Here is a 23,479-nt window from a genome sequence, read left to right on the forward strand (position 1 = left end):
AATGAATTCGCTCTTGCAGGGTTCACGTCCATTGTGCGACTTGCTCCCTAATAGAGCATCATCTTCGCTTCATCCATTTCGGCCCCCAAATGGCCGCCGCTCATGTCCAGGCCCAACTGGTGGAATGCCGGGAGGCTGCTCATATCGATCTGGCTATACGGATGCCCGGTGCCCTGGTAGATGTGCACAGTCGCGATCTGTACCAGGTCGATGTAATCCGCCGATTTCGATACGCGAGTGAAGTCTTGAAAGCTTTTTGGCACGCTCGCCAACGGTTCGGGAAAGTCCCAAGAGCGCAACAAGCGTTCGCCGATGACCGGGTGGATGGCCTCAATGACATGGTTGAGGCTGACCGGATCCGATAGCAGCTCGAAGTGATCTTCGGCATAGGTCAGGATCGGTAGCACACCAATCAGATGGATAAGCCCGGCGAGGGTCGCCTTGTCCGGTTTGAGCTCCGAGCGCCGGTAGCTGAGTGCATAGCTGATGCCAGCGACTTGCAGGCTTTGTTTCCATATTTCGCGCAACTTGCTTTCTACGACTTCGGATTTTGCATGGAACATCTGTTCCACCACCAGCCCGATGGCTAGATTGCAGGTGTAGTTGACGCCCAGGCGGGTGATCGCCGTATTGACGTCGCTGACCTCAAAATTGGGGCGCAGCAGCGGGCTGTTCACCACCTTGATCAAGCGTGCTGAAAGCGCGGTATCGCTGCCGATAACGCGACTCAGCTCGGCAACGCTGATTTCGGTGTTTTCGGCTGCAAGGCGAATCTTTAATGCTACTTCCGGGAGGGTAGGCAAGAACAAGGCATCTCTATCGATTGCCTTGATCAAGTTCCTTTGCACCTCTTCAGCCATCTTGCTCATGTCGCATCTCGTGGGCGTTTGGGTAGTCCCGCACCTCGGCACACCCTGGGCGTGACGAGGCGGGACAGATATGCAGACATTTCCAGCGTGAAGGTGTTCGCCTGGATCAGCGCTGTGTTTCGAGTTTGCTGTCCAGCGTGTAGGGCAAGTCAGCCAGTTGCAGGCCTGGCCCCTCGGGTGAGCCAAGTTGAATCTGGCCATTTTCCACCGCATCGGCCTGAAGTACGGCCAGTAACTCAATGTCGTGCCCAGCCTTTGCCGCCAGAACCACGTTGCCGACGGCGCTGGCGTGTACCGGGGAAAACAAGGCTGCACCCGGCTCGGGAAGCTCTTGATCAGCCAGTGTCAGGCGATAGAGGCGACGCTTGAGTTTGCCGAGATACTGCATGCGGGCCACGATTTCCTGGCCTGTGTAGCAGCCTTTCTTGAAGCTGACGCCGCCGACGGCTTGCAGGTTGATCATCTGCGGGATGAATTCTTCGCGCGTGGTGCCGAACACCTGGCCAATACCAGCGCGAATCTGACCTAACTGCCAATCGTTGAGTGTGCCTTCGCTCAACTGTGCAGCCAGACGCGATTGAGTTTCATCGGCATGCTCTGAACGGACCCACAATTCAGCTCGCGCGGGAGAGACCCTGACCGCGATGAGGTCATTGGCGCAGACAACCGCATCGGTGTCTTGTGGGAGATCGAGGCCCAGGTTTACCAGGGCGCCGTCACCATTGTGCAGGCCGAAACGCACCCAGGAGGCACTTTCATCGGTCAGTTTCGACTTGGAAAACACGGCGTATTTCTTTAGGTCGGCCAGCTGTGCTTCGATCAGCTCGCTGGCCATCGCCAGCACGCAGCCGTCGCCTTCAAGAAGAATACGGAAGCTCGATTGCATGCGGCCCTTTTGCGTGCAACGGGCGCCAAGGCTGGCCCTGGCTTCGTTCAGGTAATCGAGATTGCAGGTCAATTGGCCCTGCAGGAATTTGCTGGCATCGACGCCGCGGACGGCGAGAACACCTTCATGGGAAAGCGGGCAGTAAAAAGCTGAGTCGGCCATGAGTCATCGCAACGGGAAAAAGTCTGGGCCACATGATAGTGCCGAGTCCGGATAATGGGTACATGAAAACTACTGCGACTATTGTGCGGTTCGCTGATGCGCCTCGCGGCTGTATACTCGCCGCCTATTTTGAGGAGCGCTCCATGGTCGAAGACGTCGAACTCAACCGCCTTTACTGGCACAGCCGCCGCGGCATGCTTGAACTGGATGTGCTGTTGGTACCGTTTGTCCGGGAAGTCTACCCCTCGCTCAATGACGTAGACCGCGATCTGTATCGCCGCCTCTTGACCTGTGAAGATCAGGACATGTTCGGCTGGTTCATGCAGCGTGCCGAATCTGAAGACGCAGAGTTACAGCGCATGGTTCGCATGATTCTGGATCGTGTTCAGCCCAAGTGATCATTTTGAGTGCCGTTGGCATGCCTCCCGTGGGCTGCTGGTGGCGTACGGGGTTGCCTGCTTTCTGTCGTTGATAGCCCTTTGTATGCTTGCGATCCCTGGCTGGGCATTTTTGCTGGGCCTCGTCCTTTGCATGGCGCATGGCTTTTGGGTCATACCGGGTTCGATTTTGCTTTCAAGCCCCACCGCCCTGACGGGGCTGCGACGCAATGCCGAGGGCTGGCAGTTGTGGAGTCAGCGTGATGGCTGGCAGCCTGCGCAACTGTGCCGGGACAGCATGGCACTGCCGCTGTTCGTCGTGCTGCGCTTTCGTCTTGCGGGTAAAGGGTCTGATAGAAGGCATGGGGTACGCAGTATTTGTATTCCTTGCGATGCCATGGCGCAGGACGCCCACCGGCGCCTGCGTCTTCGCTTGAAGTTCAGCCGGCGTAGGTGGGCGGCACCAGAATAGTGTCGAGCGCTTCGGGCAGCATCCGGGGATAGTCCAGCGTGTAATGCAGGCCGCGAGACTCCTTGCGCTCGATGGCGGAACTGATCATCAGTTCTGCTACTTGAGCAAGGTTCCTCAGCTCGATCAGGTCTCTACTGACCTTGTAGTTGCTGTAGAACTCATCGATCTCGTCAAGCAGCAGCCGTACCCGGTGCCGAGCGCGCTGCAGGCGCTTGTTGGTACGCACAATTCCCACGTAATCCCACATGAAGCGTCTGAGCTCATCCCAGTTGTGGGCGATGATCACGTCTTCATCGGAGTCGGTTACCTGGCTGGCATCCCAGCTTGGCAAGGCGGCGGTCTCGGGCGTTTGCGGCAGTTGTTCGAGAATGTCCGCAGCTGCCGAGCGGGCATAGACGAAACATTCCAGCAGGGAGTTGCTGGCCATGCGGTTCGCCCCATGCAAGCCTGTGCAGCTGGTTTCGCCAATGGCATACAGTCCGGGCACGTCGGTACGTCCGTGTTTATCGACCACTACGCCACCGCAGGTGTAATGCGCTGCCGGGACCACCGGGATCGGCTGGCGGGTGATGTCGATGGAAAACTCCAGACAGCGTTCGTAGACCGTGGGGAAGTGGCTCTTGATGAAGGCTTCAGGTTTGTGGCTGATGTCCAGGTAGACGCAATCGATACCCAGGCGTTTCATTTCATGGTCGATGGCGCGGGCGACGATATCGCGCGGGGCCAGTTCGGCGCGGGGGTCGAAGCGCTGCATGAAGCGTTCGCCGTTCGGCAGTTTGAGGTAGGCCCCTTCGCCGCGCAGCGCCTCGGTCACCAGAAAGCTTTTGGCTTGAGGGTGGTACAGGCACGTAGGGTGGAACTGGTTGAATTCCAGATTGGCGACTCGACAACCTGAGCGCCAGGCCATTGCGATGCCATCACCGCAGGCGCCATCCGGGTTACTGGTGTAGAGATAGACTTTGGCTGCGCCACCGCAAGCCAGGACTGTGAAGCGTGCACCGTAGGTATCCACTTCGCCGCTGCTGCGATTGAGCACGTAGGCTCCCAGGCAGCGTTGTCCGTCGAGGCCGAGTCTGGGCTCGGTAATCAGGTCAATTGCGACCCGTTGTTCCAGCAGTTCAATATTGGGCCGTAACCTGGCCTGTGCGAGCAGGGTGGTGAAAATAGCTGCGCCGGTAGCGTCTGCTGCATGGATGATGCGTCGATGGCTGTGGCCGCCTTCTCGGGTCAAATGGAATTCAAAGCCGCCATCCTCGGCGCCTGGCGGATCGTCGCGAGTAAACGGCACGCCTTGGTCGATCAGCCACTGGATTGCTTCGCGACTGTGTTCGACCGTGAAACGTACGGCGTCTTCGTTGCACAGTCCGCCGCCTGCATTCAGCGTATCTTCGACGTGTGATTGCACCGTGTCGCTTTCATCCAGTACCGCCGCGACGCCACCTTGAGCCCAAAATGTGGAGCCATTGGCCAGCTCCCCTTTACTCAAAACAGCAATCCGCAAATGTGATGGCAGCGTCAACGCGAGGCTCAATCCTGCCGCGCCACTGCCAATCACTAATACGTCGTGTTGAAAATGTTGGCTCATCTATGAATTCCGCATGCTGCGGCCACTAGTATAAGTAAGGGGCTAGCGGCACAATAGCCGCGCCTTTATGGCAATGTGAAACCATGAAGGGCCCGGATTGTGCTCCAGTCCGTGTCTGAATGCATACCGTTACCCGTCAGGTTGGTCGCAGATCTTGTAATACTGCAACTGATTTCCCGCGCAGTAAGGGTATTGGTCTCACACCTGCGATCGAACTCCGGGAACTTTTTATGATGGCCCGGGTTCCATAGCTGGTTGCCTGTAAAGGGACGGCGTCGGCTTTTGAGTGGGGCTGAAACAAGCTACCAACGGCGAATTCGACGACTAGATTATTCGCGCAGCCGACCTGGTTCGAGCTGCGTTTTTCGTGCGGGCCTTTGAGCGTCCGCAGGAAACTTGCCTGGAGGGGAGAACTTTTGCGAGAAGCCCGAGTCTATGTATGCAAGCCGACACACTGGCTGGTACAGCGCTCCTTCAAGCGTTATGAGGAGTGTTCATGCTAACCCAGGAAGAGGATCAGCAGCTGGTCGAACGCGTACAGCGCGGCGACAAGCGAGCTTTTGATCTGTTGGTGCTGAAGTATCAGCACAAGATTCTCGGGTTGATCGTGCGTTTCGTGCACGACACCCATGAAGCTCAAGATGTTGCGCAGGAAGCCTTTATCAAGGCCTATCGTGCACTTGGAAATTTTCGCGGTGACAGCGCCTTTTATACATGGCTGTACCGTATCGCCATTAACACGGCGAAGAACTATCTGGTGTCGCGCGGTCGGCGACCACCAGATAGCGATGTAAGGTCTGAAGACGCGGAGTTCTACGATGGCGATCACGGCCTCAAGGACATCGAGTCGCCGGAGCGTGCATTGTTAAGGGATGAGATCGAGGGCACTGTCCATCGAACTATCCAGCTTCTCCCGGAAGATTTGCGTACTGCCCTAACTTTACGTGAGTTCGACGGTCTGAGTTACGAGGACATTGCCAGTGTTATGCAATGTCCGGTGGGTACCGTGCGCTCCCGGATTTTCCGCGCTCGGGAAGCCATCGATAAAGCCCTGCAGCCGTTGTTGCAGGAATCCTGAGACAGCGGCGATAGCCAAGAGAGGAACCGCCATGAGTCGTGAAGCCCTGCAGGAATCGCTGTCCGCAGTGATGGATAACGAAGCGGACGAATTGGAATTACGTCGGGTGTTGAACGCCATTGACGATGCGGATACACGTGCCACATGGTCGCGTTATCAGATTGCTCGTGCAGCAATGCACAAGGAGCTGTTGATACCTCACTTGGATATCACGGCTGCAGTATCTGCCGCGATCGCCGATGAAGTCAGCCCATTGAAAGCTGCTCGTGGTCCATGGCGCAGCCTGGGTCGTCTTGCAGTTGCCGCTTCGGTTACTGTTGCGGTACTGGCTGGCGTACGGTTGTACAACCAGGACGACATCGCGGGTGCACAGTTGGCGCAACAGGCTCCACAGCCTGCAAGCCTGTCTGTTCCACAAGTGAAAGGCCCTGCGGTACTGGCTGGCTACACCGAAAGCAGCGAACCTGTTCAAGGTCCGATGGTGAACGGTGTGCTACAAGGTCAGGCTGGTCAGGACCAACGTCTGCCAGGTTACCTGCGTCAACATGCTCAGCAAGCTGCTTTGAAGGGCACTGAAAGCGCCCTGCCTTACGCACGCGCTGCCAGCCTGGAAAACCGTTAAGGAGGATCATGCGCGCCATCCCTCTATTGCCATTGTTGCTTGGTGGATGGCTTGTCCTCCCCGCTCATGCCGATGAAGCGCAAGACTCGCTAAAGCGTCTTGCGCAGGCTGAGCAGCAGCAAAGTTTTCAGGGCACTTTCGTTTACGAGCGAAACGGTAGTTTCTCTACCCACAGAATCTGGCATCGGGTCACTGATGGCAAAGTCCGTGAGCGATTGCTGCAACTGGATGGCTCCGCCCAGGAAGTGTTGCGCGTTGATGGGGTAACCCAGTGCGTTAGCGGCACCCTCGAAGCGGGGGTTTCCAACGTTCCTGATTCTTCAGTGCATGCATACGATGTTAAAAAGCTCTCCGCCTGGTACGACATGAAAGTTGTCGGTACTTCGCGCGTGGCTGGTCGTCCGGCAAAAATTATTGCGCTGTCGCCCAAGGATCAACATCGATATGGCATTGAGTTACACCTCGACGACGAAACCGGACTGCCGCTCAAATCGCTTTTGTTGAGCGAGAAGGGGCAGTTGCTGGAGCGCTTCCAGTTCACAGAATTTGATGCTGCCAGTGTCCCTGATGATCAGGTGTTGCAAGCCAGTGCTGACTGTAAGCCTGTGACAGTCGCCAAGGCCAAACCCGACGCATCCAGGAAACCGGCGCCTTGGCGTCTGGAGTGGATGCCTCCGGGGTTTGAGCTCAGCAGCAGTGCAGTTCGCAAGGATCCGTCATCCAGTACGCAAGTCAGCAGTCTTATGTATGACGACGGCATCGCCAGGTTTTCGGTTTTTGTAGAGCCCATCAGTGGCACCGCGGTGACCGATACTCGCACCCAGCTTGGACCCACTGTGGCCGTTTCACGTCGACTCGCGACGCCTAAAGGTGATGTGCTGGTGACGGTTGTAGGTGAAGTACCCATTGGGACGGCCGAGCGAGTTGCACTTTCGCTTCGCAGTACTGATCTGCAGACCAGCAAGAAGTAATCCGCAAAAGTGATGGCCGGTGCCCAAGATGTAGAAGGTTTCATCTTGGGCCCGGTAGTCCGCAGCGTAAGCCTTTGCAGCTTATCCGGGCAGTTCGCCGAAATGTTTGGTGAGGTTTCCAGGTTGCAAAAACTCTCTTTTTTTTCTATAGGTCACAGCCTCGCAGCTCTGGCCTTTGTTTTTTTCCGGCCAGGAAAAACGCTGCTGGAAATATGCACTCGGTCGAGTGCTATGGGCGCAGGCTCATTGGGCCGTTCGGTCTGTACTGCTTAACTATGCTCGTTGTGAACGGGAGCCGTATGTCTATACCAAGCTTGAAATCCTATCTTTCACTGTTTGCCGCCGTGCTGATGCTCGGCCAGGTCGTCACAGCTCAGGCCGAGGCGTTGCCAGACTTCACCAGTCTTGTCGAGCAAGCTTCCCCGGCTGTAGTGAACATCAGTACCCGCCAGAAGATGCCGGAGCGCTCCGTTGCTCAGAGCCAGATGCCTGATCTTGAAGGCCTGCCCCCTATGTTGCGTGAGTTTCTCGAGCGCAGTGTGCCGCCAGGGTCGCGTCCGCCAGGATCGGGGCGTGGTGATCGTCAGCGTGAAGCTCAGTCGCTAGGGTCCGGATTCATTATCTCGGCTGATGGCTATGTGCTGACCAACAATCATGTGATCGACGGTGCTGACGAGATTCTGGTTCGTCTTTCTGATCGCAGTGAGTTGAAAGCCAAGCTGGTCGGTACAGATCCGCGCACTGACGTTGCAGTGCTGAAAATCGAAGGAAAGGACCTGCCAACAGTCAAGCTCGGCAACTCCGAGAAGCTGAAGGTGGGCGAGTGGGTTCTGGCGATCGGTTCTCCGTTCGGTTTTGATCATTCAGTCACCAAAGGCATTGTCAGCGCCAAGGGCCGTAGCCTGCCAAACGACACGTATGTGCCATTCATTCAGACTGACGTAGCGATCAACCCTGGCAACTCCGGTGGTCCGCTGTTCAACATGTCGGGTGAAGTAGTCGGAATCAACTCTCAGATTTTCACCCGTTCGGGTGGCTTTATGGGGCTGTCGTTCGCCATCCCTATCGACGTAGCGCTGGATGTTGCCAACCAGATCAAAGCCAGCGGGAAAGTTAACCGTGGCTGGCTGGGCGTTGTGATTCAGGAGGTTAACAAAGACCTGGCTGAATCCTTCGGTCTCGACAAGCCTGCCGGTGCGCTGGTTGCTCAGGTGCTCGACAATGGTCCGGCCGCCAAGGGTGGTTTGCAGGTGGGTGACGTGATCCTCAGTGCCAACGGCACGCCTATCGTCATGTCCGCTGATCTTCCGCACCTGATCGGCAATCTCAAGGACGGCAGCAAGGCCGAGCTGGGGATTATTCGTGACGGTAAGCGTCAGAATCTGACTGTGACGGTGGGCGCTTTGCCTGATGAAGGTCAGGAAATGGGCAGTCCGGACTCCGCTGGAGCCGAGCGCAGCAGCAATCGCCTGGGCGTATCCGTTGTCGATCTGACCGCTGAACAGCAGAAAACTCTGGAGCTGAAGGGCGGTGTGGTTATCAAAGAGGTGACCGACGGTCCGGCAGCCTTGATTGGTCTGCAAGCGGGTGATGTGATCACGCACCTCAACAACCAGGCTATCAATTCGGCGAAGAACTTTGCCGAGATAGCAAAAGGTCTGCCGAAGAATCGTTCCGTATCCATGCGCGTGTTGCGTCAGGGTCGCGCGAGCTTCATTACCTTTAAACTGGCTGAATAGTCGGGGCAATCAGCAATCAAGGGCGGTGCTTACCGCCCTTTTTTGTGAGCGTTGTGCGCTCGAATGTCGATCCGGTTGCCGCTGAACGTGACGCCCAAGCGTTAGTTCAGGTACAATTCCCGGCTATTTTTCGGCGGGCAATCTGCCTGCAACCTTTTTGAGTGTTGATCCGTGAGTGATTTGAGTCATATCCGTAATTTCTCCATCATCGCCCACATTGACCATGGCAAGTCGACGCTGGCCGACCGCTTCATTCAAATGTGCGGCGGCTTGTCCGAGCGCGAAATGGAAGCTCAGGTGCTTGACTCCATGGATCTCGAGCGTGAGCGCGGGATCACCATCAAGGCCCACAGCGTTACGCTGCACTACAAGGCCAACGACGGTAAAACCTACCAGTTGAACTTCATCGACACCCCGGGTCACGTCGACTTCACCTATGAAGTCAGTCGTTCCCTGGCCGCGTGCGAAGGTGCATTGCTGGTTGTAGATGCCGGTCAAGGCGTTGAAGCACAGTCCGTTGCCAACTGTTATACCGCCATCGAGCAGGGCCTTGAGGTCATGCCGGTGCTGAACAAGATGGACTTGCCGCAGGCCGATCCGGACCGCGTCAAGGAAGAGATCGAAAAGATCATCGGCATCGACGCCACTGACGCCGTAGCCTGTAGCGCCAAGAGCGGCATGGGCGTGGACGAAGTGCTGGAGCGTCTGGTTCACACCATTCCTGCGCCGACCGGTAACATCGAGGATCCGCTGCAAGCGTTGATCATCGACTCCTGGTTCGACAACTACCTGGGGGTTGTTTCCCTGGTGCGTGTGCGTCACGGTCGGGTGAAGAAGGGCGACAAGATTCTTGTCAAATCCACCGGCAAGATGCACCTGGTCGACAGCGTGGGTGTCTTCACTCCCAAGCACACGGCTACGGTGGATCTGAAAGCCGGTGAAGTGGGCTTCATCATCGCTGGCATCAAGGACATTCATGGCGCACCGGTAGGTGACACCCTGACCTTGAGCACCACGCCGGATGTTGAGGTTCTCCCAGGTTTCAAACGTATCCAGCCGCAGGTTTATGCCGGTTTGTTCCCGGTCAGTTCCGACGACTTCGAAGACTTCCGTGAAGCCTTGCAGAAGCTGACGTTGAACGACTCGTCCTTGCAATACTCGCCGGAAAGCTCCGACGCACTGGGCTTCGGCTTCCGTTGCGGCTTCCTCGGCATGCTGCACATGGAGATCATTCAGGAGCGTCTGGAGCGTGAATACGATCTGGACCTGATCACCACAGCGCCGACGGTTATTTTCGAACTGCTGCTCAAGACCGGTGAAACGATTTACGTCGATAACCCGTCCAAACTGCCTGACCTGTCTGCGATTGAAGACATGCGCGAACCTATTGTCCGGGCAAATATTCTAGTACCGCAGGAACACCTCGGTAACGTGATTACACTGTGCATCGAGAAGCGCGGCGTTCAGCACGACATGCTGTTCCTGGGGACTCAGGTGCAAGTGACCTACGATTTGCCGATGAACGAAGTCGTCCTCGACTTCTTCGACCGTCTCAAATCCGTGAGCCGTGGCTATGCATCACTGGATTACCATTTCGATCGTTACCAGTCCGCCAATCTGGTGAAGCTGGACGTGCTGATCAACGCCGAGAAGGTCGATGCACTGGCGCTGATCGTGCACCGTGACAACGCGGCCTACAAAGGCCGTGCGTTGACCGAGAAGATGAAAGAACTGATTCCTCGGCAGATGTTCGACGTAGCGATTCAGGCTGCCATTGGTGGTCAGATCATTGCGCGTACAACCGTCAAGGCTCTCAGAAAGAACGTACTGGCCAAATGTTACGGTGGCGACGTGAGCCGTAAACGTAAATTGCTTGAGAAGCAAAAGGCCGGTAAGAAACGCATGAAGCAGGTCGGCAACGTGGAAATTCCACAAGAAGCTTTCCTCGCAGTGCTCAGGTTGGAATAGTCAGGTCCTATGTCACTAAATTTCCCGCTGTTGCTGGTCATCGCTGTATTCGTCTGCGGTTTGCTGGCGTTGCTCGACCTGGTCATCCTGGCACCTCGTCGCCGGACTGCCATCACGACTTATCAGGGCAGTGTCAGCCAGCCGGATGTTGCGGTGGTAGAACGCCTGAACAAGGAACCTCTGCTGGTTGAGTACGGCAAGTCGTTCTTCCCGGTATTGTTCATCGTTCTGGTACTGCGTTCGTTTCTGGTCGAGCCGTTTCAGATACCCTCCGGGTCGATGATCCCGACGTTGCGGGTCGGTGATTTCATCCTGGTGAACAAGTTTTCCTACGGGATTCGCTTGCCGGTCATTGATGAAAAGGTAATTTCAGTCGGTGAGCCGAAACATGGCGATGTGATGGTCTTTCGTTATCCAAGCGATCCAAGCGTCAACTACATCAAGCGTGTGATCGGCCTGCCAGGTGACAAGATTCGCTACACCGGTGACAAGAAACTCTTCATCAACGGTGAGCTGGTTGCCAAGCAGTTGATCGGTACCGAGCCAGGTACGCTTGGCAGTGCCGAGCTTTACAGCGAGAAACTGGGTGAAGTGGAGCATCAGATCCGTCAGGAAATGAGCCGCTACCGTGCTCCGCCTGATCGCGAGTGGACAGTGCCTGCCGGTCATTACTTCATGATGGGCGACAACCGTGACAACTCTAACGACAGTCGCTACTGGGATGATCCCAATATTCCGAAGGATGAGCTCGGAATGGTTCCGGACAAAAACATCGTCGGCAAGGCCTTTGCCGTATGGATGAGCTGGCCTGAGCCTAAATTGAGTCACTTCCCTAACTTTTCGCGAGTAGGGTTGATCAAGTAATCAATACGGCGCTGTGTTCTACAGCGCCGTATGTCATTTGGGGGCGCTCGAAAGTACGCCGCGGCTGATGGGCATCAGCCTGTGCGAGACGAGCTATCCTTGGGGTCGTACATGACGTTTGCCAGTTCGCAAAAGGGATGGTCGTTTACAGGAGTATTGCTGGCAGTAGCGCTGGGAATATTTTTACTGAGTGTAGCGTTCAAGCTGGTCCCGCATTACCTCGATAATCGAGAGATGAAAAAAATCATCAATGCGGTCGATAGCAACCGGGCTCTGGAAATCAGTACGGTCAGCGAGTTTTACAGTTATGTCGGGAAGAGCATGCAGGTCAACAGTATTCGGGATGTGGATTTGAATAAGGCGTTAAGCGTGACGGTAGAGAACAACAGGTTCCTTGCCCATTTGAAATATGAAAAACGTGAACCACTGATCCGCAATGTCGATCTGGTGGTGATGTTCGACGACACTTTCAGCGTGGGTAAACCGTGAGCGTTTCCTTGAGTCGCCTGGAGCGTCAGCTCGGCTATACCTTCAAGGATCAGGAACTGATGGTCCTGGCCCTGACTCACCGCAGCTTTGCCGGACGTAATAACGAGCGTCTGGAATTCCTCGGTGATGCCATTCTTAACTTCGTTGCTGGCGAAGCGCTGTTCGAGCGTTTTCCGCAGGCCCGTGAAGGCCAGTTGTCGCGCCTGAGAGCGCGTTTGGTGAAGGGCGAAACCCTTGCGTTGCTGGCACGTGGCTTCGACCTTGGCGAGTACTTGCGGTTGGGGTCTGGCGAGCTGAAGAGCGGCGGATTCCGCCGTGAGTCGATTCTGGCTGACGCCCTCGAGGCGTTGATTGGTGCGATTTACCTGGATGCCGGCATGGAAATGGCACGCGAGCGTGTGCTGGCCTGGCTGACCACGGAGTTCGACAGCCTGACACTGGTCGACACCAACAAAGATCCAAAAACCCGACTGCAGGAGTTTCTTCAGTCGCGTGCCTGCGAGCTGCCACGTTACGAAGTGGTGGATATCCAGGGCGAACCGCATTGCCGAACGTTCTTCGTCGAATGCGAGATCACCTTATTGAATGAAAAAAGCCGGGGTCAGGGTGTCAGTCGTCGCATTGCCGAACAGGTAGCAGCGGCCGCAGCACTTATTGCCCTTGGTGTGGAGAATGGCCATGACTGATTCAACCGCAACACGCTGTGGCTACGTTGCCATCGTCGGCCGTCCGAATGTGGGCAAATCCACGCTGCTCAACCATATCCTCGGTCAGAAGCTGGCGATTACTTCGCGTAAGCCGCAGACCACTCGTCACAACATGCTGGGTATCAAGACCGAAGGCGCTGTTCAGGCCATCTATGTCGACACCCCAGGCATGCATAAAAATGGCGAGAAAGCGCTCAATCGCTACATGAACAAGACTGCTTCGGCGGCGTTGAAGGACGTTGACGTTGTGATCTTCGTGGTCGATCGTACCCGTTGGACCGAAGAAGACCAGATGGTTCTGGAGCGTGTGCAATACGTGCAAGGTCCACTGATCCTGGCGATCAACAAGACCGACCGTATCGAAGACAAGGCCGAGCTGATGCCGCACCTGGAGTGGCTGCAAGGGCAACTGCCGAACGCATCCATCGTGCCTATCTCCGCGCAACACGGGCACAACCTGGAAGCACTGGAAAGCTTGATTGCCTCTCATCTTCCGGAAAACGATCACTTCTTTCCCGAAGACCAGATTACCGACCGTAGCAGCCGCTTCCTGGCTGCGGAGCTGGTTCGCGAGAAGATCATGCGCCAACTGGGTGCCGAGCTGCCGTACCAGATCACTGTAGAAATCGAAGAGTTCAAGCAACAGGGTAAAACCCTGCATATTCATGCCTTGATCCTCGTCGAACGTGATGGCCAGAAAAAAATCATCATTGGCGACAAGGGCGAGCGCATCAAGCGTATCGGCACTGAAGCTCGCCGCGACATGGAGCTGTTGTTTGACTCCAAGGTCATGCTCAACCTTTGGGTCAAAGTCAAAGGTGGCTGGTCCGATGACGAGCGCGCCCTGCGTTCGTTGGGCTACGGCGACCTGTAAGCCTGTTTCATCCGGTGCGACTTGTCTGGTCGCACCGGCTTGACTGCCTGCCTTAGTTTTCCTAGAGCCACCTGAATGATCAGCGTGCCTATCGGCCAACCTGCTTACGTGTTGCACAGCCGGGCGTATCGTGAAAACAGCGCATTGGTGGACTTCCTTACGCCCCAAGGCCGGTTGCGTGCCGTGCTGCGTAATGCGCGGGGAAAGGCCGGCACGCTGGCCCGGCCGTTTGTGCCGCTGGAGGTCGAATTCCGTGGGCGCAGTGAGTTGAAAAACGTTGGTCGAATGGAAAGCGCCGGAGTTGCCAACTGGATGGTGGGTGACGCGCTGTTCAGCGGGCTTTACCTGAACGAATTGCTGATCCGCCTGCTGCCTGCCGAAGATCCCCATCCCGCTGTATTCGATCACTACGCTGCAACGTTGCAGGCGCTCGCCGAAGGCCGGCCCTTGGAGCCATTGCTGCGTTCGTTCGAATGGCGCTTGTTGGATGATCTCGGTTACGGATTTGCATTGGACGTTGATATCAATGGCGAACCCCTGGACGCCAATGGCCTTTACCGCCTGCAAGTAGATGCCGGGCTAGAGCAGGTTTATCTGTTACAACCAGGCCTGTTCAATGGCACCGAATTGCTGGCCATGGCTGAGGCTGACTGGAGCGCCCCGGGTGCCTTGTCCGCCGCCAAGCGGCTAATGCGTCAGGCATTGGCTGTACATTTGGGCGGTCGCCCATTGGTTAGTCGTGAATTGTTTCGCAAGTCGTGATCAGGCTTTATGCTCACCGACCTGTTTCGATCATATTTCAGGAGACACCCGTGACTCAGAGCACTCGCATCCTTCTTGGCGTGAACATCGACCATGTTGCCACCTTGCGTCAGGCCCGTGGCACGCGTTACCCGGACCCGGTCAAGGCCGCGCTGGATGCTGAAGAGGCGGGTGCCGATGGTATTACGGTGCATCTGCGTGAAGACCGTCGTCACATTCAGGAACGCGACGTCCTGTTGCTCAAGGATGTGTTGCAAACCCGGATGAATTTCGAAATGGGCGTTACCGAAGAGATGCTCGCGTTTGCCGAGCGTATCCGTCCTGCTCACGTTTGCCTTGTACCGGAAACACGTCAGGAGCTCACCACTGAGGGCGGTCTGGACGTCGCCGGGCAAGAAGCTCGCATCAGGGCGGCGGTGGAACGCCTGAGCAAGATTGGCTGTGAGGTGTCGCTGTTTATCGATGCCGATGAACAGCAGATCGCCGCTTCAAAGCGTGTTGGTGCACCGGCTATCGAACTACACACGGGTCGCTATGCGGATGCTCAAACGCCCACTGAAGTCGCTGAAGAGCTGCAACGGATCGCTGATGGCGTGGCTTTTGGCTTGAGCGAAGGTTTGATCGTCAACGCCGGTCACGGCCTGCATTACCACAACGTTGAGGCGGTGGCTGCGATCAAGGGCATCAATGAGCTGAACATCGGCCACGCACTGGTGGCTCATGCGCTGTTTGTCGGCTTCAAGGCGGCCGTTGCTGAGATGAAAGCGTTGATTGTGGCGGCTGCTTATAAAGGCTAACCCTATCTGTAGGAGTGAGCTTGCTCGCGATTCGCTATCAGCCGAAATGTGATTTGACTGGCCTGGCGCTATCGCAAGCAAGCTCACTCCTACAGGGGTAATAATGTAGATATCTACGGCTTGCGCCCCACAATCACTGCGCGCATCGGCGCAGGCAAGCCTTCTACGGTTTTGCTGTGGTCCTGCGGGTCGAGGAAGTCGCTTAGCGACTGGTAGCGCATCCATTCTGTGCTGCGTTGTTCCTCAACAGTGGTCACGCTGACATCCACGCAGCGCACGTCAACAAAGCCTGCGCGGCGAAGCCACAGTTCCAGGGCGGGCACTGATGGCAGGAACCATACGTTGCGCATTTGCGAGTAGCGGTCTTCCGGGACGAGGACCTGATGCACGTCGCCTTCAACCACCATGGTTTCAAGCACCAGTTCGCCACCCTTGACCAGGCAGTCCTTTAGCGCCAGCAAGTGATCAATGGGTGATTTGCGGTGATAGAGCACACCCATCGAAAACACTGTGTCGAAGCCTTCAAGCCGCGCGGGCAAGTCTTCCAGAGCGAAGGGCAGGTGCCACGCCGGTAGCTCGGGGAGGTATTTCTGCATGGCCTGGAACTGGCAGAAGAACAACCAGTTCGGATCGACACCAATCACGCTGTCGGCCCCGGCACCCAGCATGCGCCACTGGTAGTAACCGTTGCCGCACCCCACATCCAGCACCCGCTTGCCCTTGAGGTCGAGATGCGGCGAGACACGCGACCACTTCCAGTCTGAGCGCCACTCGGTATCGATGTGTACGCCGAATAAATCGAACGGCCCTTTGCGCCATGGGGATAGTCCCATCAGAGCAGCGTGGGTTTGCGCTCGGGTTTCATCGTCGCAATCGACGTCCAGAGTAAAGCTGTCTTTAAGCTCTACACGGGTTGGCAGCAGATCCGGCAAGGCATTGAGAGCACCTTGCCAGCGCTCCAGATCACCATGACCTTTAGCCATTTTGGTATTGAGTTGAGCCTGCAGGCCGTTGGCCCATTCAGCCAAGGGAGTGCCCGCCAGACGGCGGACCAGTGGGGCGAGATCAATCATGGCAGGGCAATCAACGAGGCAAAATTTAGGCACTGGAACCACGGCACCACCTTGGAAAAGCCCGCGTCGAGCAGGCGTTGGCGGTGTTCTTCGAGGCTATCGGGTTTCATCACGTTTTCGATCGCGCTGCGCTTCTGGGCGATTTCCAGTTCGCTGTAGCCGTTGGCGCGTTTGAACGCGATGTGCAAGTCGGTGAGCAAAGTGTGTTCTTGCTCATCATTGAAACGCAGCTTTTCAGAGAGAATCAGCGCGCCACCCGGCACCAGTGCCTGACGAATACGGCCTAACAGCGCCAAGCGTTCTTCGGGCGCAATGAATTGCAGGGTGAAGTTGAGTGCCACCACTGAAGCGGGTTCGAACTCAAGGGCCAGGATGTCGCCCTCAATCACCTGCACCGGCAGTAACTCTTGGAACATTGAGTCCTGAGCGTTCAGGTATTCACGGCAGCGTTCGACCATGGCCGCTGAGTTATCAACAGCGATCACCTTGCAGCCGTCTACTCGTACATGGCGGCGCAAGGCCTGCGTCACTGCACCGAGGGAACTGCCCAGGTCATAGAGGACACTGTCGGGTTGGGCGAATTGCGCAGACAGTACGCCAAGGTTTTCGACAATCGTTGGATAACCGGGTACCGAGCGCTTGATCATGTCCGGGAACACCCGCACCACGTCCTCGTTGAAGGCGAAGTCCGGCACCTGGGCAAGGGGCTGGGCGAAAATGCGGTCGGGTTCTTTGCTCACGGTGGTTCCGGCGGGGGCTGAAAGTGCGGCATTTTAGCCAAATCCGCGCCTCGGCCGAAACCTCATCTCATCGAACGACAGGAAATCCTGTTCAGTTGACGGTAATGGAGCAGTCGAAGGTCTGTTCCGGAGGGACTTCCGGTGCCCAGGGCTGTTGATAGACCATCAACAAACGCCCGGTCCCCGCCGTCGAGGCCTGGTAGCGCCAGACCGATTGCCCGGCACTGCCGACCGTGTTGCGGTCATCCGAGTTGCTGTAGACCTCAGGTCCGAGGCTACGCAGGATGGATGGCGCAGCGTCCTGGATTTGCCAGCGATATCCGGTGGTGGGCGAACTGGGAAGGCTCAAGATCAAGGTTTGCCCGGTTTGGAGAGGCAGCGGGCAGTCGCTTTGATCTTCGAGGGTGACGATGTGTTTGGGTTGTTGCGCGCACGCGGTGAGCAGCGACAGGCTTAGCAAGGCAAGCAGACGGGCAGGTGGCATGGTGGCTCCGGTCTTCGAACGAGACCGGAGCATAACCGATGAGTTGTGGGTGTGGGAGAGTGTCAGCTTGTACGCGAGAGGGTTTGTCCTGGAGACTCAAGCCAGCACCTCTCGCGAACAAGTTCGCTCCTACCGGGTAGGGCGGTGTGAGGTAGGAGGTAACTTGTTGCCGAGAGGGTTTGACGCTGTGGTTCCGGTCAGCCGCCTCTCGCGAACAAGTTCGCTCCTACCATTAAGCGCGGCGTGAGCGTTAAAACAACACCTTCGCCACATCCGCAAAGCGCTTGGCGAAGTGCACGGTGATGCCTTCTTTCAGGTAGTCCGGCAGCTCTTCGAAGTTGCCGCGGTTAGGTTCCGGGAGGATCAGTTCATTGATCTTCTGGCGCCGCGCCGCGATGACTTTCTCTCGTACGCCGCCAATCGGCAATACATGTCCGGTGAGGGTCAGCTCACCCGTCATGGCCACGCCTTTTTTCGGCGCCTGGTTGCGCGCCAGGGACAACAGGGCGCTGGCCATCGTCACCCCTGCGCTTGGACCATCTTTCGGGGTAGCGCCTTCCGGAACGTGCAAATGCACGAACGCTTCGTCGAAGAAGGTCGGATCGCCACCGAATTGCTTGAGGTTCGAGCTGACGTAGCTGTAAGCGATTTCCGCTGACTCCTTCATCACGTCGCCCAGTTGCCCGGTCAGTTTGAAGCCACGATTGAGGGTGTGAATCCGCGTCGCTTCAATCGGCAGGGTCGCGCCGCCCATGCTGGTCCAGGCCAGACCGGTAATGACCCCGGTGCCTGCCAACACTCGTTCGTTGCGGAATACCGCCATGCCCAGTGATGCTTCAAGGTCCTTGGGACCGATCTTGATGGTCGACTTGGGTTCATCAATCAACTTCACCACAGCCTTGCGTACAACTTTGCTCAGCTGTTTTTCCAGCTGCCGAACGCCAGCTTCCCGCGCATAACCTTCAATGATTGCGCGCAGCGCCGTGTCACTGATGCTGAGGCTGCCCTTGGAGACACCCGCCTTCTCCAACTGCTTGGGCCATAAGTGGCGCTTGGCGATGGCGAGTTTTTCTTCGGTGATATAACCCGACAGACGAATGACTTCCATACGGTCAAGCAGCGGGCCGGGGATCGAGTCCAGAGTGTTGGCGGTGCAGACGAACAGCACTTTCGACAGGTCCAGACGCAGGTCCAGGTAGTGATCGAGGAATTCGACGTTCTGTTCCGGATCGAGGGTTTCCAGCAGCGCCGAAGCCGGATCGCCCTGGAAACTCTGGCCCATCTTGTCGATTTCATCGAGCATGATGACCGGGTTCATGACTTCCATATCCTTGAGCGCCTGCACCAGCTTGCCTGGTTGAGCGCCGATGTAGGTACGGCGGTGGCCCTTGATCTCGGCTTCGTCGCGCATGCCGCCGACGCTGAAGCGATAAAAAGGGCGGCCAAGCGATTCCGCAATCGAGCGTCCGACGCTGGTCTTGCCAACCCCAGGCGGACCCACCAGCAACACGATGGAGCCACTGATCTCGCCTTTATAGGCTCCGACGGCGAGGAACTCGAGGATCCGCGATTTGATGTCGTCCAGGCCCGCGTGGTGTTGATCCAGTACTTTACGGGCGTGCTTGAGATCCAGTTTGTCTTTGCCGAAAACACCCCAGGGTACGGAGCTGGCCCAGTCCAGATAGTTACGGGTGACCGCATATTCCGGAGAACCGGTTTCCAGCACCTTGAGTTTGTTTATTTCCTCATCGATGCGCTTGCGGGCCTGCGCGGGCAAGGTTTTGCCTTCCAGTCGCGCTTCGAACTGTTCGATGTCGGCGCTGCGGTCGTCTTTACTCAGGCCCAGCTCCTGCTGGATAACCTTGAGTTGCTCCTTGAGAAAGAACTCGCGCTGGTGCTCACCGATCTTGCGGTTTACCTCGGCGGAAATTTCCTTTTGCAGGCGCGCGACTTCGACTTCCTTGCGCAGCATGGGCAGGACCTTTTCCATGCGTTTGAGCATCGGAACGCAGTCGAGGACCTGCTGTAGCTCGACACCGGTGGCGGAGGTCAATGCGGCGGCGAAGTCAGTCAGCGGCGACGGGTCGTTGGGACTGAAACGATTGAGGTAGTTTTTCAGCTCTTCGCTGTACAGCGGGTTGAGCGGCAGCAGCTCTTTGATGGCGTTGATCAAGGCCATGCCGTAAGCCTTGACCTCGTCGGTCGGCTCGTTGGGCTGATGCGGGTATTCGACTTCCACCAGATAAGGCGGACGATGATGCTTGAGCCAGGTTTTGATCCGTACCCGGCTAAGGCCCTGGGCGACAAATTGCAGTTTGCCGTTTTCGCGGCTGGCGTGGTGCACCTTGACCAGCGTGCCGTACTCCGGCAAAGCCCCGGTATTGAAGTGCCGCGGGTCTTCAGGTGGCGTGTCCATAAAGAACAGCGCCAGAGAGTGGTGATCAGATTTGCTGACCAGCTCCAGTGTTTCAGCCCAAGGCTCTTCGTTGACGATCACCGGCAATACCTGAGCCGGGAAGAAAGGGCGGTTGTGAATCGGGATGATATAGACCTTGTCCGGCAGGTTCTGCCCAGGCAAAGCGAGCGTGGTGCTGCTGGAACTCAGCGTTACTTCGGGCTCGGCTTCTACGTCGTCTGGCAAATCTCGTGAGTCTGCTTGCTGGTCGCTCATGGGGCACCTGCACAATTGAACATGGTGCTTAGATGGGGCAGTCGCCCTCAGGTTTCAATGGCTCCTGTCGATAGCCTATTGAGAGGAAGGAAAAACAAGCCATTCATGGCGCCGGGACTACCTTTCGTCGAAACCTCATCGATGATGGCTAAATGCCTCTCCGCTGTGCGTGATCTTCTGTCTGACCGCAGCTATCCTGCGATTGAGACCCTTCGTTGCCAAGGCTGGCGTTGTTTTATCCGGCTTTGCCGTTGTGGATTGAGCTTATGAGCAAATTATTGTCATTGATCGTTTCGACCTGTGTCCTGGCGTTGTGTACAGCCTCAGCCTCGGCTGCCACGCTGACCGCTCGCGTGGTTGATCAACAAGGCAAACCGCTGCCCAACGCCGTCATTACCCTGAAAGGCCCGCCGGGCAAGAGTGCTGTTGCGCTCAAAGCCGACATGGATCAGCGCGATCAAGAGTTTGTGCCGCGGGTATTGGCTGTGCACAGCAACACGGAAGTCAAATTCCCCAACAGCGACAATATTCGCCATCAGGTTTATTCGTTTTCTCCGGCCAAGCGCTTTGAGCTGCGCCTCTACAGCGGCACGCCCTCTGATCCGCTGTTGTTCGACAAGCCGGGAGTCGTGGTACTCGGGTGCAACATCCACGACTGGATGGTCGGTTACATCTACGTCACCGATGAACCCTGGTTCGCCGTCAGTGATGCCAATGGTGTCGTGAAATTCGAAGATATGTCCGCGGGGCATTACTCGGCGACGTTGTGGCACCCGAAGACCATCGATATGCAGCCCGCCAGTGGTGGCGATTTTGATGTCCCGGCTGCGGGGCTGAACAAGGATTTCAAGCTAGAAGTGGAGCCTGGCGATGACGATAAGTCCTCGGCGCCTGCCCCTGACGCGTTCGGCGATGCTTTTCATAAAGCTGCCCACCAATGAACCTGCGCACCAGTTTTCAGGCGCGAATCGCCTGCGTGCTCATCGCGTTGCTGCTGGTGGTAGTCGTGGCGGTGTTTCTCGCCGTCAAGGCTGCAACCGGGGACGCTGTTCGTTCCCAGGCGCAAACCCAGCTGGAGGTGGGCGCTCGGGTGTTTGCCGATGTGATGGACATGCGTGGCAAGCGTTTGCGCGACGGCGTGCAGCTGGTTTCGGCTGACTTCGGGTTTCGCGATGCCGTCGCCAGTTCCGATGCTTCGACCATTCGCTCGGTGCTGCTCAACCACGGCAGTCGGATCAGCGCCAGTGACATGTTTTTGCTGGGGATGGACGGCACCGTCATAGCCAGCACCATCGCGCAAATCGCTGAAGGCAGCAAATTCCCGTTTGACCAGACGCTGCGTGACGCTCGCCGCAAAGGTCAGTCCATGGTGATCGTCCCGGGTGGCGGGGTGCCGCATCTTCTGGTGGAGAGCACCGTCCTGGCGCCTTTACCGATCGGTCGGGTAGTGATGGGCTTCACGATGGACGCCGAGCTTGCCCAGTCATTACGCTCGCTCAGCGGTCTTGAAGTGTCGTTTCTGACCGTCGAGAACGGTGAGCCTGGGCACTTGATCAGCACTCAACCCGCAGAACTTGATGCCAGCCTGATAGAGCTGATGCTCGACCCGGCTAAAAGTCGTGCGCACATGACCGAGCATGGTGGCCTCAGTTTCTTGAGCCAGACCATGGTGCTGGACAGCATCGAAGGGGGGCAGGAGCAAGTTTTTGCTCTGCTGCAGAGCCCGATTGATAAAGCGATGCTGGCCTTTGCGCCCTTGGACGAGAAAATCTTCTGGATCTCGATTATTGCGCTGCTGGCCTCGCTGATCGGCACTCTGGGGCTGGCTCGCAGCGTCTCCCAGCCGGTTCAGGAACTGGCTGAGGCCGCCAAGCGTATCGGTGAGGGCGATTATAAAACACCTGTGACGCTGGCTCGCAGTGACGAACTGGGTCAGTTAGCTGTCGCCATCAACACCATGCAGCAAGGCATCGCCGTTCGTGAAGACCAACTCGCCCGCAACGCACTGCATGATCCTCTTACCGGTCTGCCCAATCGCGCTCTGGCGATGGAGCGTCTGAGCAGTTCCATTGCTGCGCAGCGGGCCATGACGCTGCTGTATCTGGGGATCGATAACTATCTGGCAATCAGCGACGCGTGTGGTGCAGCCGGTGTCGATCAATTGCTGCAACAGATTGGCCAGCGTCTGCAGGATACCTTGCAACCAGGCGATACCCTGGCGCGGTTAACGGCCAATGAGTTTCTGGTTTTGCTGGACCATACGGGCAGTGACGGCGCGGTCGGACGCGCGGATCGGCTGCAACGTCTGCTGGGGCAACCCCAGCATGTGGATGGCAACGACGTTACGCTGGAATGCAGTATCGGCATTGCCAACTTTCCAGAGCATGCTTCGTCCTCTGACGAGTTATTCAAGCGTGCAGCCATTGCGCGTCAGGACGCGGCGAATCTGCCGGGCCGTTTGCAGGTTTATCAGGACGGTCGGGATCTTGCTCACCAGCGCCAGATCAGTTTGATTCGCGATCTGCGTCATGCCGCGAAAAATGGCGAACTCATGCTTCATTACCAGCCAAAGCTGGATATCCGGCAAGGAACTGTGCGTCAGGCCGAAGCCCTGTTGCGCTGGACGCATCCGAAATTCGGCAACGTATCTCCGGCAGAATTCATCGTACTGGCGGAGCGCACTGGCAGTATCCACCTGCTGACCAATTGGGTCATCGAAGAGTCGATGCGCCAATTGGCCGAGTGGACAACGCGCGGCCTGTACTTGCAGGTTTCGGTGAATATTTCTGCCGATGACTTGCTGGGTGAGCACCTGGTCGACCGCGTGATCAAGCTTCTCAAGCAGCATCGGGTACCCGCCGAGCAGTTGATTTTCGAAATTACTGAGAGTGCCGTGATGCGTGAGCCCGAGCACGCACTGGTCGTGCTTAATCGTTTGCGCGACCTGGGCATCAGCCTGTCGGTAGATGACTTCGGCACCGGCTACTCATCGCTGGCGCACCTCAAGCGGCTGCCGGTGCAGGAGCTGAAAATCGATCAGTCGTTCGTGCGTAATCTGGATGAAACCAGCGAAGACGCGGTAATCGTGCGTTCCACCATCGAAATGAGCCATAACCTTGGGCTCAAGGTGGTCGCCGAAGGCGTTGAGTATGAACACAGTCTCAAGTTACTGGAGCGCTGGCACTGCGATACGGCTCAGGGTTACCTGATCAGCCGTCCACTCGCCGCAGTCGCCTTCGAGGCCTGGATGGCCAAGTCCTTGTCCTCACCCAGCCTGATGGTCCATTGA

General features: G+C 56.9%; 22 protein-coding genes. 15 read left to right on the forward strand and 7 right to left on the reverse strand.

From position 1 onward, the window contains the following. Positions 1-47: 47 nt before the first annotated feature. Together ACYASS_RS14985 and ygfZ are read right to left on the reverse strand one after the other, a co-directional pair. Positions 48-869 (reverse strand): HDOD domain-containing protein, encoded by an 822-nt coding sequence (locus ACYASS_RS14985; RefSeq protein WP_122665442.1) that lies wholly within the window; start codon positions 867-869, stop codon positions 48-50. Between the two features lie 106 nt (positions 870-975). Then, a complete protein-coding gene (gene ygfZ, locus ACYASS_RS14990) occupies positions 976-1,917 on the reverse strand; it encodes a CAF17-like 4Fe-4S cluster assembly/insertion protein YgfZ (RefSeq protein ID WP_463586703.1) in 942 nt (313 codons plus the stop codon). 143 nt (positions 1,918-2,060) lie between these two features. Between ygfZ and ACYASS_RS14995 the strand changes: the two genes are divergently transcribed. Together ACYASS_RS14995 and ACYASS_RS15000 are read left to right on the forward strand one after the other, a co-directional pair. Then, entirely contained in the window at positions 2,061-2,315 is a 255-nt protein-coding gene (locus ACYASS_RS14995; RefSeq protein ID WP_243246284.1) for an FAD assembly factor SdhE, read from the forward strand. After that, positions 2,299-2,766, forward strand: a complete 468-nt coding sequence (locus tag ACYASS_RS15000; RefSeq protein WP_243246282.1) for a protein YgfX — start codon at positions 2,299-2,301, stop codon at positions 2,764-2,766. Before ACYASS_RS14995 ends, ACYASS_RS15000 begins: the two co-directional genes overlap by 17 nt. On the opposite strand, the gene nadB is transcribed toward ACYASS_RS15000, so the two are convergent. Then, complete coding sequence (gene nadB, locus ACYASS_RS15005; RefSeq protein WP_463586704.1) at positions 2,735-4,351, reverse strand: L-aspartate oxidase; 1,617 nt, start codon at positions 4,349-4,351, stop codon at positions 2,735-2,737. The genes ACYASS_RS15000 and nadB overlap by 32 nt on opposite strands. Before the next feature lie 496 nt (positions 4,352-4,847). Here nadB and rpoE point away from each other — a divergent pair, with 496 nt between their 5' ends. The 11 genes from rpoE to pdxJ all read left to right on the forward strand — a co-directional run bounded on the left by rpoE (position 4,848) and on the right by pdxJ (position 15,222). Then, positions 4,848-5,429, forward strand: coding sequence for an RNA polymerase sigma factor RpoE (gene rpoE, locus ACYASS_RS15010; RefSeq protein ID WP_020288878.1), 582 nt, complete (start codon positions 4,848-4,850; stop codon positions 5,427-5,429). 31 nt (positions 5,430-5,460) lie between these two features. Beyond that, complete coding sequence (locus ACYASS_RS15015) at positions 5,461-6,051, forward strand: sigma-E factor negative regulatory protein (protein ID WP_122665437.1); 591 nt, start codon at positions 5,461-5,463, stop codon at positions 6,049-6,051. An 8-nt stretch (positions 6,052-6,059) separates the two neighbouring features. Then, positions 6,060-7,022, forward strand: a complete 963-nt coding sequence (locus ACYASS_RS15020; protein WP_463586705.1) for a MucB/RseB C-terminal domain-containing protein — start codon at positions 6,060-6,062, stop codon at positions 7,020-7,022. Positions 7,023-7,372: 350 nt separating this feature from the next. Next, positions 7,373-8,761, forward strand: a complete 1,389-nt coding sequence (locus ACYASS_RS15025) for a DegQ family serine endoprotease (RefSeq protein ID WP_422765269.1) — start codon at positions 7,373-7,375, stop codon at positions 8,759-8,761. Positions 8,762-8,932: 171 nt separating this feature from the next. Continuing rightward, positions 8,933-10,729 carry a translation elongation factor 4 gene (lepA, locus tag ACYASS_RS15030; protein ID WP_243246276.1) on the forward strand — a complete coding sequence of 599 codons (1,797 nt, stop codon included), beginning with the start codon at positions 8,933-8,935 and terminating at the stop codon, positions 10,727-10,729. Between the two features lie 9 nt (positions 10,730-10,738). Continuing rightward, the gene (lepB, locus tag ACYASS_RS15035; protein ID WP_243246271.1) at positions 10,739-11,593 is read left to right on the forward strand and encodes a signal peptidase I; all 855 of its coding nucleotides are present in this window, start codon (positions 10,739-10,741) and stop codon (positions 11,591-11,593) included. 111 nt (positions 11,594-11,704) lie between these two features. After that, positions 11,705-12,082 (forward strand): DUF4845 domain-containing protein, encoded by a 378-nt coding sequence (locus tag ACYASS_RS15040; RefSeq protein WP_463586706.1) that lies wholly within the window; start codon positions 11,705-11,707, stop codon positions 12,080-12,082. After that, positions 12,079-12,768, forward strand: a complete 690-nt coding sequence (gene rnc / locus ACYASS_RS15045; RefSeq protein WP_122665432.1) for a ribonuclease III — start codon at positions 12,079-12,081, stop codon at positions 12,766-12,768. Before ACYASS_RS15040 ends, rnc begins: the two co-directional genes overlap by 4 nt. Further along, positions 12,761-13,663, forward strand: a complete 903-nt coding sequence (gene era / locus ACYASS_RS15050) for a GTPase Era (protein ID WP_122665431.1) — start codon at positions 12,761-12,763, stop codon at positions 13,661-13,663. The genes rnc and era overlap by 8 nt, the downstream gene beginning before the upstream one ends. Positions 13,664-13,738: 75 nt before the next feature. Further along, on the forward strand, positions 13,739-14,425 hold the full coding sequence (gene recO / locus ACYASS_RS15055; protein ID WP_463586707.1) for a DNA repair protein RecO: 687 nt from the start codon (positions 13,739-13,741) through the stop codon (positions 14,423-14,425). 50 nt (positions 14,426-14,475) lie between these two features. Continuing rightward, entirely contained in the window at positions 14,476-15,222 is a 747-nt protein-coding gene (gene pdxJ, locus ACYASS_RS15060) for a pyridoxine 5'-phosphate synthase (protein WP_243246269.1), read from the forward strand. A gap of 113 nt (positions 15,223-15,335) precedes the next feature. Here pdxJ and cmoB read toward each other — a convergent pair whose 3' ends face one another. The 4 genes from cmoB to lon form a co-directional block, all read right to left on the reverse strand. After that, positions 15,336-16,295 (reverse strand): tRNA 5-methoxyuridine(34)/uridine 5-oxyacetic acid(34) synthase CmoB, encoded by a 960-nt coding sequence (gene cmoB, locus ACYASS_RS15065; RefSeq protein ID WP_463586708.1) that lies wholly within the window; start codon positions 16,293-16,295, stop codon positions 15,336-15,338. Beyond that, positions 16,292-17,035 (reverse strand): carboxy-S-adenosyl-L-methionine synthase CmoA, encoded by a 744-nt coding sequence (gene cmoA / locus ACYASS_RS15070; protein WP_463586709.1) that lies wholly within the window; start codon positions 17,033-17,035, stop codon positions 16,292-16,294. Before cmoA ends, cmoB begins: the two co-directional genes overlap by 4 nt. Before the next feature lie 91 nt (positions 17,036-17,126). Then, a complete protein-coding gene (locus ACYASS_RS15075) occupies positions 17,127-17,519 on the reverse strand; it encodes a protease inhibitor I42 family protein (protein ID WP_463586710.1) in 393 nt (130 codons plus the stop codon). Between the two features lie 250 nt (positions 17,520-17,769). Then, complete coding sequence (lon, locus tag ACYASS_RS15080) at positions 17,770-20,190, reverse strand: endopeptidase La (protein ID WP_122665426.1); 2,421 nt, start codon at positions 20,188-20,190, stop codon at positions 17,770-17,772. A gap of 266 nt (positions 20,191-20,456) precedes the next feature. On the opposite strand from lon, the gene ACYASS_RS15085 reads away from it, so the two are divergent. Further along, positions 20,457-21,131, forward strand: a complete 675-nt coding sequence (locus ACYASS_RS15085) for a methylamine utilization protein (RefSeq protein ID WP_463586711.1) — start codon at positions 20,457-20,459, stop codon at positions 21,129-21,131. After that, on the forward strand, positions 21,128-23,479 hold the full coding sequence (locus tag ACYASS_RS15090; protein ID WP_463586712.1) for a bifunctional diguanylate cyclase/phosphodiesterase: 2,352 nt from the start codon (positions 21,128-21,130) through the stop codon (positions 23,477-23,479). Before ACYASS_RS15085 ends, ACYASS_RS15090 begins: the two co-directional genes overlap by 4 nt.

It is taken from the genome of Pseudomonas sp. HP_14 (genome assembly GCF_055283875.1).

Excerpts from the sequence above, each read along its gene's own strand:
- ACYASS_RS14985 (WP_122665442.1), bottom strand. The coding sequence starts at position 869 with ATGAGCAAGATGGCTGAAGAGGTGCAAAGGAACTTGATCAAGGCAATC.
- ygfZ (WP_463586703.1), bottom strand. The coding sequence starts at position 1,917 with ATGGCCGACTCAGCTTTTTACTGCCCGCTTTCCCATGAAGGTGTTCTC.
- ACYASS_RS14995 (WP_243246284.1), top strand. The coding sequence starts at position 2,061 with ATGGTCGAAGACGTCGAACTCAACCGCCTTTACTGGCACAGCCGCCGC.
- nadB (WP_463586704.1), bottom strand. The coding sequence starts at position 4,351 with ATGAGCCAACATTTTCAACACGACGTATTAGTGATTGGCAGTGGCGCG.
- rpoE (WP_020288878.1), top strand. The coding sequence starts at position 4,848 with ATGCTAACCCAGGAAGAGGATCAGCAGCTGGTCGAACGCGTACAGCGC.
- ACYASS_RS15015 (WP_122665437.1), top strand. The coding sequence starts at position 5,461 with ATGAGTCGTGAAGCCCTGCAGGAATCGCTGTCCGCAGTGATGGATAAC.
- ACYASS_RS15020 (WP_463586705.1), top strand. The coding sequence starts at position 6,060 with ATGCGCGCCATCCCTCTATTGCCATTGTTGCTTGGTGGATGGCTTGTC.
- ACYASS_RS15025 (WP_422765269.1), top strand. The coding sequence starts at position 7,373 with ATGCTCGGCCAGGTCGTCACAGCTCAGGCCGAGGCGTTGCCAGACTTC.
- lepB (WP_243246271.1), top strand. The coding sequence starts at position 10,739 with ATGTCACTAAATTTCCCGCTGTTGCTGGTCATCGCTGTATTCGTCTGC.
- ACYASS_RS15040 (WP_463586706.1), top strand. The coding sequence starts at position 11,705 with ATGACGTTTGCCAGTTCGCAAAAGGGATGGTCGTTTACAGGAGTATTG.
- era (WP_122665431.1), top strand. The coding sequence starts at position 12,761 with ATGACTGATTCAACCGCAACACGCTGTGGCTACGTTGCCATCGTCGGC.
- recO (WP_463586707.1), top strand. The coding sequence starts at position 13,739 with ATGATCAGCGTGCCTATCGGCCAACCTGCTTACGTGTTGCACAGCCGG.
- cmoB (WP_463586708.1), bottom strand. The coding sequence starts at position 16,295 with ATGATTGATCTCGCCCCACTGGTCCGCCGTCTGGCGGGCACTCCCTTG.
- ACYASS_RS15075 (WP_463586710.1), bottom strand. The coding sequence starts at position 17,519 with ATGCCACCTGCCCGTCTGCTTGCCTTGCTAAGCCTGTCGCTGCTCACC.
- lon (WP_122665426.1), bottom strand. The coding sequence starts at position 20,190 with ATGAGCGACCAGCAAGCAGACTCACGAGATTTGCCAGACGACGTAGAA.
- ACYASS_RS15085 (WP_463586711.1), top strand. The coding sequence starts at position 20,457 with ATGAGCAAATTATTGTCATTGATCGTTTCGACCTGTGTCCTGGCGTTG.
- ACYASS_RS15090 (WP_463586712.1), top strand. The coding sequence starts at position 21,128 with ATGAACCTGCGCACCAGTTTTCAGGCGCGAATCGCCTGCGTGCTCATC.